12 protein-coding genes and 2 pseudogenes are annotated in these 14,522 nt (G+C 61.5%); 6 read left to right on the top strand and 8 right to left on the bottom strand.

Going from position 1 to position 14,522, the window contains the following annotated elements:
- Together ACL03I_RS38595 and ACL03I_RS38590 are read right to left on the bottom strand one after the other, a co-directional pair.
- A pseudogene (locus ACL03I_RS38595) lies at nt 1–249 on the bottom strand (hypothetical protein); the annotation flags it as partial.
- 85 nt (nt 250–334) lie between these two features.
- On the bottom strand, nt 335–1,933 hold the full coding sequence (locus ACL03I_RS38590) for an MFS transporter (protein ID WP_412808544.1): 1,599 nt from the start codon (nt 1,931–1,933) through the stop codon (nt 335–337).
- A gap of 68 nt (nt 1,934–2,001) precedes the next feature.
- On the opposite strand from ACL03I_RS38590, the gene ACL03I_RS38585 reads away from it, so the two are divergent.
- Nucleotides 2,002–2,502, top strand: a complete 501-nt coding sequence (locus ACL03I_RS38585; protein WP_412808543.1) for a GbsR/MarR family transcriptional regulator — start codon at nt 2,002–2,004, stop codon at nt 2,500–2,502.
- A gap of 561 nt (nt 2,503–3,063) precedes the next feature.
- On the opposite strand, the gene ACL03I_RS38580 is transcribed toward ACL03I_RS38585, so the two are convergent.
- From ACL03I_RS38580 to ACL03I_RS38570, 3 genes are read right to left on the bottom strand one after another with little or no spacing between them, the layout of a single operon-like run.
- Nucleotides 3,064–3,939, bottom strand: coding sequence for a haloalkane dehalogenase (locus tag ACL03I_RS38580; protein WP_412808542.1), 876 nt, complete (start codon nt 3,937–3,939; stop codon nt 3,064–3,066).
- Between the two features lie 39 nt (nt 3,940–3,978).
- Entirely contained in the window at nt 3,979–4,377 is a 399-nt protein-coding gene (locus ACL03I_RS38575; RefSeq protein ID WP_412808541.1) for a TIGR03618 family F420-dependent PPOX class oxidoreductase, read from the bottom strand.
- A complete protein-coding gene (locus ACL03I_RS38570; protein ID WP_412808540.1) occupies nt 4,374–5,192 on the bottom strand; it encodes an NAD(P)H-binding protein in 819 nt (272 codons plus the stop codon). Before ACL03I_RS38570 ends, ACL03I_RS38575 begins: the two co-directional genes overlap by 4 nt.
- Before the next feature lie 88 nt (nt 5,193–5,280).
- Here ACL03I_RS38570 and ACL03I_RS38565 point away from each other — a divergent pair, with 88 nt between their 5' ends.
- Nucleotides 5,281–5,670: a winged helix-turn-helix transcriptional regulator gene (locus ACL03I_RS38565; protein WP_412808539.1), complete on the top strand. Its 390-nt coding sequence runs from the start codon at nt 5,281–5,283 to the stop codon at nt 5,668–5,670.
- Nucleotides 5,671–6,619: 949 nt separating this feature from the next.
- Here ACL03I_RS38565 and ACL03I_RS38560 read toward each other — a convergent pair.
- Entirely contained in the window at nt 6,620–6,760 is a 141-nt protein-coding gene (locus tag ACL03I_RS38560; RefSeq protein WP_412808538.1) for a hypothetical protein, read from the bottom strand.
- Nucleotides 6,761–7,783: 1,023 nt separating this feature from the next.
- Here ACL03I_RS38560 and ACL03I_RS38555 point away from each other — a divergent pair.
- The 3 genes from ACL03I_RS38555 (at nt 7,784) to ACL03I_RS38545 (ending at nt 10,846) form a co-directional block, all read left to right on the top strand.
- Nucleotides 7,784–8,179 (top strand): hypothetical protein, encoded by a 396-nt coding sequence (locus ACL03I_RS38555; RefSeq protein ID WP_412808537.1) that lies wholly within the window; start codon nt 7,784–7,786, stop codon nt 8,177–8,179.
- A gap of 522 nt (nt 8,180–8,701) precedes the next feature.
- Entirely contained in the window at nt 8,702–9,511 is an 810-nt protein-coding gene (locus ACL03I_RS38550) for a class I SAM-dependent methyltransferase (protein ID WP_412808536.1), read from the top strand.
- A 681-nt stretch (nt 9,512–10,192) separates the two neighbouring features.
- Complete coding sequence (locus ACL03I_RS38545) at nt 10,193–10,846, top strand: hypothetical protein (RefSeq protein ID WP_412808535.1); 654 nt, start codon at nt 10,193–10,195, stop codon at nt 10,844–10,846.
- Between the two features lie 309 nt (nt 10,847–11,155).
- Here the strand turns inward: ACL03I_RS38545 and ACL03I_RS38540 are convergent, their stop codons facing one another.
- On the bottom strand, nt 11,156–11,407 hold the full coding sequence (locus ACL03I_RS38540; protein WP_412808534.1) for a Smr/MutS family protein: 252 nt from the start codon (nt 11,405–11,407) through the stop codon (nt 11,156–11,158).
- A 1,501-nt stretch (nt 11,408–12,908) separates the two neighbouring features.
- Between ACL03I_RS38540 and ACL03I_RS38535 the strand changes: the two genes are divergently transcribed.
- Entirely contained in the window at nt 12,909–13,508 is a 600-nt protein-coding gene (locus tag ACL03I_RS38535; protein WP_412808533.1) for a TetR/AcrR family transcriptional regulator, read from the top strand.
- Nucleotides 13,509–13,600: 92 nt separating this feature from the next.
- Here ACL03I_RS38535 and ACL03I_RS38530 read toward each other — a convergent pair.
- Nucleotides 13,601–14,254: pseudogene (locus ACL03I_RS38530) on the bottom strand (reverse transcriptase domain-containing protein); the annotation flags it as partial.
- Between the last annotated feature and the right edge of the window lie 268 nt (nt 14,255–14,522).

Here is a 14,522-nt window from a genome sequence, read left to right as displayed (position 1 = left end):
TGATAGCATGATAGCTCTCACGCGCGGATCTGGCTTGCCGTGACCGTGACGGTTGAGCCGGTAGCGGATGGTGTTGCCGGAGGAGGCGGGGATCGGGCGGACACCATACAATTCGCCTAGGTTGCCTCGGTACGAATGCGGTTGGGTTATCCCCGCGACGATCAGCATCTCGGCGGCGGTGTCGACACCGTGGGCTGCGCTGCCGCCTCGGGCTGAACTATTACTTCGAAATTCAGAAGCGATGATCAAGTGCGAAGCCGGGGCTGGTAGTTTCGGGCATAGTCGGATCGACGGCCCGCCGATCGACTCGGGCGGGCCGTCCTTGCGTGAAGGGTCACATCGGACTGGGGGAGTTCATGGCTTTTACCCGTTTGGGCAGGAAGGTCAGTGAAGCGATGCTACCGACGACCGCAATGACTGTGCATACCCACAGCATGGTTGAGATGCTGTCGATGAACGCATTGGTGACAGAGGCGGCCAAAGGCGCAGAATCGATTTTGTCTGCGATTGCCATTCCGCTGACAACATTGCCGCGTGCCGTGTCGGCGAGTGGCTCCGGCAACCCCTCGGTGTTGACGGAGTTTCGATAGACTGCGTTCACTATCGTTCCGAGCAGCGCAATGCCGACGGTACCTCCAACCTGGCGCATCGCCTGGATGAGCGATGATCCGGCACCGGCCCGATCCGGATCCAACTGACCGAGTGCGGCATTCATTGCAGCAGGCATGGCGAAGCCGGCCCCTGCACCCGTGATGGCGATCCATACCGCGACGTAGCCGTATCCCGAGTCAGCGTCGGTCATCGCGCCCGCCGCCAAGCCGACCGCGAGGATGATGAACCCTGAAGCCACGGTGATTCTTGTACCGGCTGCCGCGTCCAGAGGTGTGGCAACCTTTGCGCCGACAACCATGCCGCCGATGAATGGGAGCAATTTCAATCCAGTTTCGAGGGCGTCGGCGCTCTGAATGGCCTGGAAGAACTGGGGCATTGTGAAAAGGAGCCCGAACATCGCGAACATGCACACGGTAATCAAAATGGTGCCCCAGGCGAAGGACTGCGACCGAAGCAAGCCGAGATCGACCAATGGTGTCGGTGTACCCATCCGGCTGAACCTCCCTTCAGCCACGGCGAAGACCGCGAGCAGGGCCACCCCGGCTGCAATGAGTGTCAGTGCCCATCGATCGCCCCAGCTCCGCTCGCCCGCCAAAGTCACGCCGTACACGAGCGCCGCGAGCGCCGCCGATGAGATGACTATGCCGGTGTAGTCGATGAACGGCTGCGCCGAGCTTCGGGATTCTGGGACCAGAAATGCTACTGCTACGACGGCGATTACGGCGACGGGGACGTTGATCCAGAAGATCGAAGCCCAGGAGAAGTGGTTCAGCAACAGTCCACCGGCGATCGGTCCCAGCGGCAGGCCGATGCTGTTCGCCACTACGAAGAAGTTGATCGCCTTCTTGCGCGCGGTTTCGGACGGAGAGATCACCGTGATCAGTGACATCACGATAGGAACCAGAAGGGCGGCGCCGATCCCCAGGAACCCGCGCGCCGCGATCAGCTGGTTCGCCGAATTGGACAGCGCGCAGATGACGGAGCCAACACCGAACAGTAGGAGGGCTGTAAGCAACATCTTTTTCCGGCCGAATCGATCCCCGAGTAGGCCGGCGGGCAGCAACAGGGCGGCCAGTACGAGGTTGTAGGAGTTGGCGATCCACTGGAGTTGTTCAGTCGAAGCGCCCAGCTCGACGGCCAATGTCGGCAACGCGACGTTGAGGATTGTGGTGTCTAGTCCGACTACCAGGACCGCGAGGCAGATTGCTGACAACACCCCCAGACGCCGATTGTTGGAGAGTGTGACGGGGGTTTTGTCGCGCCGGAGATCGTCGCTCGTGCCCGAACGCGGCGTCGTGTCGACCGGTTGCTCGTACGTCATGAGGGCACCGTATTACAGATCTCTGATAGTTGCAATAATTGCGAACCTTCCCAGGTATAGTTGTGCCTATGGCAACTCCAACTTCGATGGCGGTGGATTCAGATCGGGAGCGAGCGTTCGTCGAACGCCTTGGTGGTGCCATGGCTATGGCGGGCGTGCCACCCATGGCGGCCCGGGTGCTGGCGCGGATGTTGATCAGCGAATCCGGGATGATGACTTCGGCCGAACTTGCGGACGCGCTGGAGGTCAGTCAGCCGGCCATATCTGGCGCCGTACGCTTCCTGGCGCAGATCGGGTTCGTTTCGCGGGAGCGGGTCCCGCGCACCCGCAAGGATCGGTACCGCATACGGGACGATGTCTGGGAGACTGTTCTCACCGTGCGCAACGACTCGATCGACACCTGGAAGGCTGCCTTGACCTTTGGTGTTGAAACCGTGGGGGAAGATACCGATGTGGGCATTCGGCTCGTTGAGGCAGTCGAATTCTTCAATTTCGTCCAAGAGGACATGCGCCAGATGCTCGAGCGCTGGCGCGAGCGCCAACGCTCGCGAGCGAATGACCAGTTGTGACCTTAGCTAGGAGGATTGGTTCTTAGACTGCCGCCCGCCAGACCAGCCAGCCCGTACTCGGTGAAACGACCCCGCTATTTACGCACCGTCATCGCCGACACGCCTACCTCGGCCGCAATGCGGGTGTCGAACGCTCCCGGCTCGGCGCAGGCCAGCACGATCCGACACCGCAACGCGTAGGGCCTGCGTCGAGGTCACTGCCCGCGCACCCCGCACCAACTCCCGACGCTGCGCCTCGGCCACCACCAAATCCGGACTCGACCTCCGGCGCCCAGTCCTCGCCACCGGCGAATCCTGTAATTAAGCCACGGATTTCAGGTTCGGAACACTAGTTCCGCGATCCCCCAGGAGGTTCATCCCGGAGCGTCACGTAACTGGTTGCGGCCGCTGCTATTTCGTTACGAATCCGCTTTTGGCGTTGATCGCGGCGGCAGATTGAGTCTAGCCAAATCTGGAGTCGCCGTGCTGCTTCTATCCAGGCAGGTTGTGTGTCAGGCATAGGGCGCCGGGGAATCGGAGTGGCGGTCAGCGACCCTGCTGCTTGGACATGGATAGTCGCGGCTATCTTTGGGCATCTACTCGCAGGTTGTGCTTATCCAGCCACGAGGTGATGGCGGTGGCGATCGCTTCGGGTCGGTCTTCCGGGGTGTGGTGGCCAGCGATGAGGTCATGTTCGACGATTTCGAGACCAGCGATGTTTTCGACGCACCATGCGTTGAGTTCTGGTCCCATCATTGATCCGGGGCCGGGTTGGAAGGTGAGCAGCAGCTTCGGGATCTCGGCACTGGTCGTCAACCAGTCGTCGTACCGTTCGATTCTGGCCACGAGGTCGGCTGGCTCCCCGCCTAGTGGCATCGCACGCGCCCATTGCAGCAGCGGTATGCGACTCTCGCGCGTCGGGTATGGCTTGCGGTAGGTGTCGAGATCTTCCACGGCGAGAGGGATGGCGACGCTGCCGGGCAGTATTTCGATGAACATGTTCTGGTCGAGCATCATCGCCTCGCCGGTTCCCGGGGTCTTGATGGATTCGAACAGTTCTCTCCCGGCTTCGGGGAATTCCTGCCAAGACATGGGCTTCACGATCGTCTCGGTGAACGCGATGCCGCGCACCTGGCCGGGATGACGGGCTGCCCAGTCGAAGGCGAGTGCGCCGCCCCAGTCATGCCCGATCAGGATGACGTCGTGCAGGCCGAGGGAGTCGAACCATGCGTCGAGGTATCGAGAGTGATCGTCGAAGGTGTAGGCGATATCCGGCTTGCCCGAGTTCCCCATCCCGATCAGGTCGGGCGCCAGCCTGCGGCCGGGGTCGCCGACAGCCGGAAGGATATGCCGCCACAGATACGAGGAGGTGGGGTTGCCGTGCAGGAAGATGAGCGGCACACCGGTGCCGATCTCCTGGTAAAAGATCGTCGAGTCAAGGACGTGTGCGACAGGCATGTGCTTTCTCCGTGTTTAGATTTGGTTCGACCATCAACGTCAGGTGTTGAGGGTCATGACGCTGTCCACCGCGATCGTGACGACTACCCGCCCAATCGGGTTGGGCGGCGGCGACTGATAGCGCCTGGTGTACCGGGACACGCCGTCGGCCACCTCGCGTGAATCGTTGGACACGGTCGCCGTGCCCTCGAGCGTGATCCAGCGAAAACCGTCCACCTGGCACAGGGCGACGCGGCTCCCTGGGTTCGCCGCCAGGTTGCGTGCCTTGCGCGAGGAGCCGACTGTCATGACCCTGGCCAGCCGCACGTCACCCTCCCAGGTGAAGCGAACCGGCGCAGCGTGCAGCGAGCCGTCCGGCCGAATGGTCGTCAGGGTCGCAGACAGCGGTTCGGCCAAGAAGGCCTCGGCCGAGGCCGACAGCGGCTTTCGGCGGGTCATTTGAACGCTGTGATGGTGCGTGACACCCATTCGGCGAAGGTCCGGGGTGGTCGTCCGAGGAGCCGTTCGATATCGGGGCTGACGGCCTGCTCGGCGGCGGACGGTGTGCCCAGCGCGCCAAGGGTGGCCTCCACGACCGGCTCGGGCATGTACCTCAGCATCTGTGTCCGCGCTTCCGCGCGGCTCTGCTCGACGAACCGCACCGACTCGCCGAGTGCGGCACCAATCGCTGCGGCCTGCTGCCGGGGTGAGATCGGTTCCGGCCCGGTCAGCGTATAGATGTGGCCCTGGTGTCGTGGCTCGCGCAGCGCGATGGCGGCCACTTCGGCGATGTCGGCCGGGTCGATGGCCGGGACCGCGACATCACCGAACGGCGCAGCGACCACCCGCTGTGTACGGACCATATCGGCCCATTGAAGCGCGTTGGAGTCGAAGTTGCCTGGCCGCAGCATCGTCCATTGCAGACCTGACTGCCTAACAGCGTCTTCCAGCACCGAAGGGTGACGTCCCGTGCCAACACCATGGGACGACAACAGAACCACGCGCGGGACATCGGCTGCCCGCACGACGTCGAGGACGGCATTGATATTGCCGTTTGCCATGAAGTCTGGGGAGGTCAGCAGAAATAACACCGCAGCTCCCTGGAGGGCTGGCTCGAGGCTCTGAGGGTCGGCCAAGTCGGCCCGGTGGTGCCGGACTCCCGCCGGTACCGCGATCTCGCTCCGGGACACGGCGATCACCTGCTCTCCAGCCCGGACGAGTGTCTGCACGAGCGGCTGTCCCACATTTCCGGTCGCTCCCGTCACCACAATCATCTCTGTCTCCTGTTCCGCGTTTGTTCCACGCACTCGGCGACGCTACTATCCAAGATCTAGTAGGTACCTAGAGGAAAGTTGGTTTCGAGTGACCGAGACCACATCGCATGTCCCTCCGGAACTGGCTTGCCCAATCGCTCCGGTGGTCGATCTCGTCTTCAGCCGCTGGACCACGCCAATCCTCTGGACTCTCAACGAGTTTGGGCGGCAACGGTTCAGCGAGCTGGAACGCCGCATCACAACGATCACGCCCAAGGTCCTGACGCAGCGGCTCCGGCAACTGGAACGCGACGGGTTTGTGGTGCGCACCTATCACCCCGAGGTTCCACCCCGAGTGGAGTACGAGATCAGCGCACTGGGACGCAGCCTGGCACCACTTTTCGCGACACTCGCCGAATGGTCGGTCAACCTGGACAAGGTCGATCAGGCCCGACAAGACTACGACGCCCGCGACCGGGTCCCCCACCGTCGAACCTGATTTGAGGGAGTGGTAGTGATCTGGTGTTTCAGCGCCGGAACCAACGTTCGCCCGGAATCCGGCGCTGAGGATTTGGCGATTTTGATCTGAGCGGGGATCTTGCTGCCCTGCTTCGACGACGTCGAGCGCGTGCAACGAATCGCGTAGTGTTCCGAGCAGCGCCATCGCAGATAGGCTGGCGGCCTGGGCGTTGATCATGTTCAGCCGGGTCGCGCCCTTTTTGCGGCCGAAGTGCTTCGGGTTCGGTCGGGCGTGGGGGTGCGGACCGGCACCACGAACCGCAGCTCGTCCACAGACGCGACCAGCCCTCCACCCACACCTTGGCCAGCTCGATATCGACCTGGGCGTTCACGAGCACCCCGTTGGCGGCGGCGAAGGTGTCGAACCTGGTAAAGGGCCTCCAGGGCAGCGGCGTGCTCGGCCAGACAGGGGTGCGGGTTGCCCGGCAGCCCGAGCGTGCTCATGTTCTTGTCGCGGGACTGGCTGCGCCCACACTACACCGGACAGCAGGTGCGCTCGTGGATCACGCCACTTCGACGACGGCTGGGCGAAGATGTTGTGGTGCTCGAGATCCGGTGGAAGTGTTCGAGCGCACACAGTGTGTACGCGGCCCGGTCGACCGTACCCTCCGGCCGGTCGACCGGATACACCAGCCGCGACCAGCCGCTGACCAGGTCGTTATCGATACCGCGGAATCGAGTCAGCGGTCGGGAGCGCCACGCGGCCGCGTGGCGGTGGGCAGTTCAGCGAGAGTGTGCATCGCGGTCAGCACCGGCCGCTCGTCGACGGGCGCACCGAACTCGACTGTCCGCATCAACGTCGGGCGGGAACATCCGGAGCGTGTTCACCCGTCCGACCAGTTCCTCAAACCGCTGGCTGTCCAGCTCGGCATCCGAGGGTGGGACCAGATCGTCGACCGTCGCCAGTGCGGCACGCAGCTCGGCGCGGGTCAGGTGTTCTCCAGCATGTCCCATGCCAGCTCCAGCGAAAGCCCCGGATCAGTGTCGGCCATCACCAGCAGTGCCCGCACCGCGGCCGCAAGCTCGTCGGCGCCGCGTGAGACCCGCGGGTATCGGTACAGTGCGTTCACCTCCCGCAACCGCTCAACTCAGTCAGCAGGCCCTTCGCCGCCCGCTCGACCACCCCGCGCCGCAGCCGGTCGAGGTCGATCGTCTTTCGGCGGCTTCATCCGCGGTACCAGCATGGCCGGCAAGCCCGACCCGACACCGGTACAGTCGCTCGGACGGGGCCACCCACAGCCGCTCATCGGCAGCCTGACGGCTTTGGGCGCGACAAGCTGTTTCGAGTGTTGCCACACCCTGCCGCACAGCGCGGGCTTTTTAGCCAGCCACGCCACCGCGCCGTCGAAGATCGCCTTCGGCGGTGACACATCGTGTAAGCGGCCTTGTAGACCATCTCCGCTAAGTGGTCAGGCTTGTAGATCAGGCGTTGCCACGCCCCAGTGATCAGGTTGGGGACAGCAATACGGGCTCGACAGGATGCCGTAATGACCACGCGCCACACGGCCATGTTGAGAGCTTTGGACACCAGTACGGCCGTCTCCGTGACAGCGGTGGTCCAGCCGACGAGCGATGCGGGGTCACAATCCACGTCTGTGGGGGTTCACCGAATCACCTGCGTGCAGAGACTCTCGGCATCAATCGTTCGGTTGGGGGATGCCTACGGCAACGCTCTGACAGAGTCGGTCGCCGGTTGTTCAACGATCGAGGTCGTTAACCGGTACAACCCGTTCAAGATGTCCGCCGAGGTCGCTCTCGCGGTCATCGAGTGGTGGAACCGGTACAACAGCGCAGGCTTGCAATCCCGACTTGACCTGAACACGAAGCCGGTCCCGAGCCCATGACGGTTCAACCCAGCCGCGCCTCGTCGCCTGGCTTGAGCTCTTCAGCCACTTCACACACTGCGGCGTTCGACACACTGGCCATTCATCGATCCGGCTGTACCTTCCGCCCTCACACCAGGCCACCAGTGATAACGGCGTTGCGACTGCGGCTGGCAGTGCTTGGCTTCTTGCTTCTCATTCGATACGGCCATAGCATATGGAACTATCAGTATCGGAACTATCGGTTCCATATATAAAGCGGAGGTAGACATGATCAAATGGGCTGGAGGCCTCATCATCTTCCTGGGCCTCGGCCATACCTTCGCGGGTGTAGCCTTGACCGCCCCGCGCCACGCCGGTGCATGGTTCAGCCGGGATCTGTGGTTGCCCGCGGGCGGATTCGATAGCATGACTGCGGCCAACGGCGCGTTCTGGTTGACCACGGGTAGCTTTGGGATACCGCTGGCGATTATCGGAATGATAATTCTATGGATGGACCGCCGGGGAATCGAACCGCCCCTCTTCATCGCGTGGTTGCTCGGGATGTGGGCAACTGTGGCGGCCGTAATTTTCGAACCGGCGCCATGGCTGCTGACGTGGGTCGCATCGGGACTGTTAGTGGCGGGCACGCGCCACAACCCTCGTCGTCCAGATCCGGCGCCGTAGTCCGATCGCACCGGGATGACCTCAGCTCATCATGCCGCTTCAGCTTCCCATTGCCCCATGTGGGATGAGGAAGCGAGGTGTGGCGAAGCGCCAGAACGCCAAAGTCGACTCAACGCTAGGATCCGCAGAAGCGTTCTATTCTGCCCTGTGCCCGAATGTGTATGCACACGGCATCTCCGCCGCCGCCGGACTCATCCTGAAGATCTTATTGTAACGTAGGTCACCTCCTGGTCTTAGCGCATCGGCCGGGCTGTGTTGAACACCTACCCCTGCCGGTCGACCAGGGGGGATCTCCGCACTCGCCGATCGGTCCTTCGTCTGACCGGCCCACTTCGACTGTCCAGCAGTCACCGTGAACGGCACCGGGTTGACGACTCGGCGCTGGACCTCCTGCCACCCATCTGTCCTCACTGACCTCATGAAAACTTGACATAGCTAGCTGTTTCAGTCAATCCTGAAACACAGGGTCCATCTATCGAGAGGGTTGGAATGAGGCCAGTAAGGACGGCCGGGCTGTCGGGGGTGGAGGAGACCGCGTTCATCACGCTGCACGCACGCGTACTGGATACACAGACCGCCGAGCCGATCCTGGATGACCCGTACGCTACACAGGTCGCCTATAGCGTTGACTATGACTTTCACCGTCTGAAGTCGAACGCGACGCTGGACCTGTGGGAGCGGCTGAATGTCGCAATCCGGGCAGTGCAGTTCGACGAGTGGATCCTTGCGTTCATCGCACAAAATCCCGATGCTGTCGTGCTGGATCTGGGTTGTGGCCTCGACAGCCGGCCGTACCGACTCGGCCCACCCCCAGGCGTGGACTGGTTTGACGTGGACTTCCCAGCGATGATTGCCTTGCGCCAATCGGTCTACCGGGCGGTCTCAAACATCCACCCGGTGGCAACCGCGCTCGAAGCCGACGGCTGGCTGGAACGCCTGCCAGCTGGGCGGCCGGTGATCGCGGTAGCCGACGGAGTGCATCCATTCATGACCAGAAGCACATTTACCCACTTGCTCCGTCGGTTGACAACCCATTTCCAGATCGGCGAGCTGCTACTTCTCGGCTTCTCACGACTGTCCGGACGAAAAATGGCTTTAGCGTCGCGCGTTACAGGGGGCTTGCCAGTCGTAATCAACGAAGGATTCGACGACCCGCATGAAGTTGAACTCTGGAACCCAGACCTCCGCTTGGTAGAGCGACGGCGTCTCATCGACGCTCCAGAGGTGGAGAAAACGCCGCAGCGCTTTCGTTGGCAGTGCAAAGTGATGCGCTGGATCCCTCCTTTATCCGACATGGATAAAGGCATGCTCCGCTACCGATTCGGTCCCTAAGTCGAGAATCGCCATAACAGGACGAACTGGAATGGGATTGAGGCTAAGTATGGACAAGCCGACACCGAAATAGTAGGCGCTCGCCTAATCCAATTTACATACGGTGGGCATTGGGCTGCTATGCATCAGAGTCGGCTCTCTCAGTCTGTGTCGGTTCCTGACCGTAAGGATCAGAAGAATCGATAGTCGTCTGGCAGGCAACGACTTCGAACGCGAAAAACTTCTCATAATGATTCTGAACATTTGCTACGCGGCTATCAGCGGCTGCCGCAATTTTTCTCCATAAGTACGGTAGATCAGCATATGGACCTTAGAAGGTGGTCGTGATTATAGCTTTGCGGGTGGCGGACCATCGCGGACTATCGGTTGGCGAGAAGATTCGAAGAGGTGGGGATGCCGGACATGGTCGTAAGAGTTCGCCGAGCGGACAACCCCCGTTTGGCGGCACGCAACCTTGCTTCGTCCACCGGCGGACACCGATGGCGGTGACATCGCCCTGCAGCTCGGTGTCTCTCGTAGCCGTTAGCAGGGCCGCCGAGAATGAATAATAGCCAAGTCCGAGGACCCGTTAGACGGACGGCGACAGACATATTCCGACAGCCCGATACCACGATCCCATAATACGACCTCTCATCAACAGCGAGCAGATGCCGGTTTGCCGCAATCCAGCAAGGCAAGATCGTGCCAGAATTTATGAAACTCCGCGGCGAAGAAGCGCTCCTCGCCCACACCGGAGAGCTAATCAAATCTGTTCGCAAGGAATTTGTCATTGTCGGTGCTGGCATCAGCGCGTGGCCACTCTCTCCTGTATGCGCAGGTCTACTTCGAGTATTGGAGACCAACAACGGTCACGTAGTGCGTAAGCTGCTAAGTCCAGTCGCGCTCGCCGACGCGAAGTATCGGGAATATCTGCATGCGGTCGCTGCGGGCGGCCCCCAGGTCCGGATTGCGGCGACCCCGCTTCCTCACAATACCATCGTGCTTGATCGGAGAATCGCAATACTCGCCGATCGAAACTTGTCTTCCAATCGTGAGTATACCGTGACCACTGCGCCTGCCCTGGTCGGCGGAATATATGCGCTGTTCGAAGCTGCATGGGAAAGTGCTACCAGCATCGCCACATTCTTGCGGGGAGAGCAGCCCTTTCTCGACGCCGAGAGCCGGGCGATCCTTCGAGCTTTGGGGTCGGGTATAACTGATGAAAACGCTGCCCGCAAACTCGGAATGTCGCTGCGCACTTATAGACGCCGGGTTGCGGAACTACTCCAGACTCTCGGGGCGAGATCGCGGTTCCAGGCAGGACTACGTGCGGGCGCGCTCGGGATCACCGATTAGAGCAAGATCTCGAAAGGATGACAGGGAAATATTCCCTTGTCGACTGCTTTCGCAAAAACATATCCTCTATTCCGATACGGTCGGACGACTGTCACCATGCTTCGGGCATCTAGTTTGATGGGCACCTAGTTTGATGCCCGAAGCATGGGAAAGCCAGTTAGTTGTGAAAGGTTGCCTTCCTCGCCCGGCGAATCCAGGCTTGGGCATCGGCATCCCCAGTGCCGGGATTGACATACATACCACGCGCAAATATATCCGCAGGAATGTCACCGTGCAGACGTATGCGACAGTCGCGCAAATCGAGCGAGATCAAAAGTGTACGATAATTCTACCTTCGTTTCCGGGGTCTACCTCGACGCGCCTGTATAGATTCTTCAAACCGGGCTGCGCGAGCTTCGCAAGAACGCGACGCCTCAAGGCGCCGGAGCCTTTTCCTGGAATTATTTCAAGTGATTCTAAATTCTGAGAAAGCGCTCGAAAAATTGCCTTGCGCAATGTGTTATCTATGTCTCGATCACTCCTGAAGATCGGATGGAGATCTATACTCAGCACGCCAGCCATATTCGGCTCCCTTAGGTTGGATTTTATACGCCGCACTAGCGAACCGCAAGTATTATGACAGCCCTGGTGCGGTAGGGGATCCCCGGACCGTGCGAATACTTCAACCTCGGGTTTCACCCGAAAGGCCGCCCTGTTGATTATTTTTGTTCAACTCGGTTCAGTTCGTCGCTGAGATCGGATTGGCGTAATCGCCCCAACAAGCGGCGCAGTGCTCTTCGAAAGAGACCTGGTCCGGATATATAATTCTACATTTTTGACATTCTCGTTGTCGCGGATTGAGAATGCCCCACCAATCGATGGTGTCCATTTCACTTCCTCTATCGGATTAGGTTCTCCGCATTCATCTCATAGGAAGACAGGAGCCGCTCGTCGGAAAACGTCAAACGAGCGACTAAGGGCCACGTTTCGGACGCCACGCAACATAACGCCGGGGCCTAGCCAACTTACGCAAAAGGACCTATTGAGGCTTGAATCGGTCGCCATATGGCGAGTATGGATCGCCAAGGTACCCGTGCAGAAACGAATGGCAGCTTACTGCCATGGACAGGCTCTCGGTCGATACGCTTCGCCCGGCTCGGACGTGCCTGAACCTGCGGTCGATCTCTTACGTCGGGAAGAGGAAGGCTCGAACGGATCTCTAGACCCGCGAATTTTGGCGCCCAGATTTCCATGCAGGCCAACTTGATCACGCCGTATCGCCGGATGCAAGCACTGGTCTCCATTCGGTGTCAATTTCGGACCAGGCTCCGCCATGGTGCCGGTGGATAAGCGCTAGGGCAGACACGGTTGGGATCTCGGCCATGTGCGGGTGGTTCGACCAAGCCGCTGGAGTGATCACCGATAGATGATCAACGCGATCCTGGGCGAGCTGCGGATGGGCGTGCTGCGGATGCGCGTGCTGTAGCGGGACCGGCCCGAACGGAAGGGGCGCCCCCGGCGACGCCGCCGCGGTCGCCGGGGGCGGCACTCGACCGGTCCCGCGGCGGGCTGAGCAGTGAGCCAACCGCACTCGCCGCCGTGCCGCGGTGGGCACCGGTACTGGCTGGGCAGCTGGGTGGCGCGCACGCCACCACCGATGCGATCGCATCCCAGTAGCGCCACGGCCAGGTCTGCCCGCCCCGTGCGTTGGAGCCAGCGCCGGTGGCGATCCAGATTTCGGGGTCGCCGTGCCGGTGGTGTCCGGCGTCGATCAGGCTAGCTGGTCACTGTGCGCAGCTGATCGGCGGCGCCGCGGGACGCCAATCCACTCGCATCCATCAGGCGAGAGTTCATGTCGCGGTGGGGAGGTGACCTGGTGGCATACACGCTGCCGTGACCCCGACGATGTTCGCCGACCGGCGACAACTCCGGCCCGTCAGCCACACGCACACGGGCAAACTCGAACACCGCATCCGTCCGCGCAGTCAGGTAACCCATAGAACTGCGCTGTCGTCGCGGCCAGGGCACAAGATCGCAAAGCGCGCGCTCAATTGCGATACCGGAAGTCTCGTATAGTAGGACCGTGCCGAAACCGAATCGAGGCGTCGGGCGCCCGCGTAACAGTGACATCGATCTCGCCATCGTTTGCACCACACGAGAACTGCTGGCCGAGCGCGGCTATGCCGGACTGACGGTCGACGCCGTGGCTGCGCGGGCCGGAATCGGCAAAGCAGCCATCTACCGGCGCTATAAAACCAAGCAAGAGATGATCTTCGCCGCCACGGTGCACGACTTGTGGGAGCAGCCGCCACCTGATGGTGGCACCCTGCGAGCCGATCTCCTCGCGTTGACCCGGACGATCGCCGCCCAACTGTGCGGTGCTCCGGCCGATGTGCTGGCCGGCCTACTCGCCGATATCTACGCCGATAAAGCTTTGGGCACCCGGTTCGCCGAGACCTTCCTGGAAAGCGAACGAAAGGCAGTTACCGCAGTGCTCGAGCGTGCGGTCACGCGCGGAGAACTGGCCAGTCGGCCGGAAGCTTCCACAGTACACGCCCTCCTACTTGGCCCGATCCTCGCCTGGGTATTGATACTGGACGGCGACCGGGGGGAAATGCCGGAATTCACTCGCACGGTCGCCGAGGCGACAGCCGCGACACTTCTTCTCAGGCCGACAAGTTGAGCGTGCTATGTCGGCATATGGCTAATGGCCAGATCGATCAGGTGTTTTGGAGCACTTTCAGCGGCAAGTGTTTGTTGCCGCACCGCGCATAGTCATATGGTCGCGCGGCACCATCGCGGATCGCTGTGCGACATCAGTCGCGTGTCAAGGTCAAGCAGTAGTCGGCGCAAGCGGGCATCATTCGTAGCGGCAAAACCTGCCAGCGCGATGTTGGCCAGCAGTGGCGAGAGGATGCCTCCCTGAGGCATGCCGGTCATGGTGTCCTGGTTCTCGCCGAGCTCGGTGAGGATCCCGGCCTTCAGGAATGATTTGACCAGCGCCAGAACGCGTTTGTGATTGACCCGCAACCGAACTCGGTCCATCAGGGCCGTGTGGTCGATCCGGTCGAAACACGCCTCGATATCCGCATCCAGCACTCATCGGTAACCGCGGGTGCCGTAGTAGTGGATCTCGGCGATCGCGTCCTGCGCCCGCCGGTTGGGCCGGAACCCGTAGGAGACCGGCTCGAAGTCGGCCTCGAAGATCGGTTCCAGCACCAGCTTCAGCGCGGCCTGAACGACCCGATCGGTCACCGTCGCAATCCCCAGACGGCGCACCTTCCCCGCCCCTCCCGGTTTGGGGATCTTGCGTTCCCGCACCGGCAGCGGCCGAAAAGACCCGTCTTTCAACGAAGCTCGTAGATCGTCCAGAAACCCCGGAATCCCGACCAACTCCTCGACATCGGCGACGGTCATGCCGTCGACGCCGGGAGTGCGAGCTCCGTGGTTGCCCGCGACCCGGTCGAACGCCACGATCAGCGTCGCCGGGTCGTGCACGAAGTTGAACAGGTCATCGAACCGGCGGCCAGGATCGGCCGCCGCCCAACGGTGAAGCTTGGCCTGCATCTCAGATACCCGCCGGCACGGCCCCGCAGGGCCCACCGACGCGGCGTCACCGTTCGGCGGCGCGTCTTTCGGCATTACAGCATCCGTCCTTTCTCGAAACCGCTGCCGCCCTCGGCCATGTGACCGACTT

It is taken from the genome of Nocardia sichangensis (assembly GCF_047200615.1).
GTDB classification, from domain to species: domain Bacteria; phylum Actinomycetota; class Actinomycetes; order Mycobacteriales; family Mycobacteriaceae; genus Nocardia; species Nocardia sichangensis.
Note: the sequence above shows the minus strand (reverse complement) of the source record. Positions and strands in the feature narration are given on the sequence as shown.

Coding starts and splice junctions, on each gene's coding strand:
- ACL03I_RS38580 (WP_412808542.1), bottom strand. CDS start 3,939: ATGCCTGTCGCACACGTCCTTGACTCGACGATCTTTTACCAGGAGATC.
- ACL03I_RS38590 (WP_412808544.1), bottom strand. CDS start 1,933: ATGACGTACGAGCAACCGGTCGACACGACGCCGCGTTCGGGCACGAGC.
- ACL03I_RS38575 (WP_412808541.1), bottom strand. CDS start 4,377: ATGACCCGCCGAAAGCCGCTGTCGGCCTCGGCCGAGGCCTTCTTGGCC.
- ACL03I_RS38555 (WP_412808537.1), top strand. CDS start 7,784: ATGATCAAATGGGCTGGAGGCCTCATCATCTTCCTGGGCCTCGGCCAT.
- ACL03I_RS38585 (WP_412808543.1), top strand. CDS start 2,002: ATGGCAACTCCAACTTCGATGGCGGTGGATTCAGATCGGGAGCGAGCG.
- ACL03I_RS38570 (WP_412808540.1), bottom strand. CDS start 5,192: ATGATTGTGGTGACGGGAGCGACCGGAAATGTGGGACAGCCGCTCGTG.
- ACL03I_RS38540 (WP_412808534.1), bottom strand. CDS start 11,407: ATGGCTGGCGTGCTGAGTATAGATCTCCATCCGATCTTCAGGAGTGAT.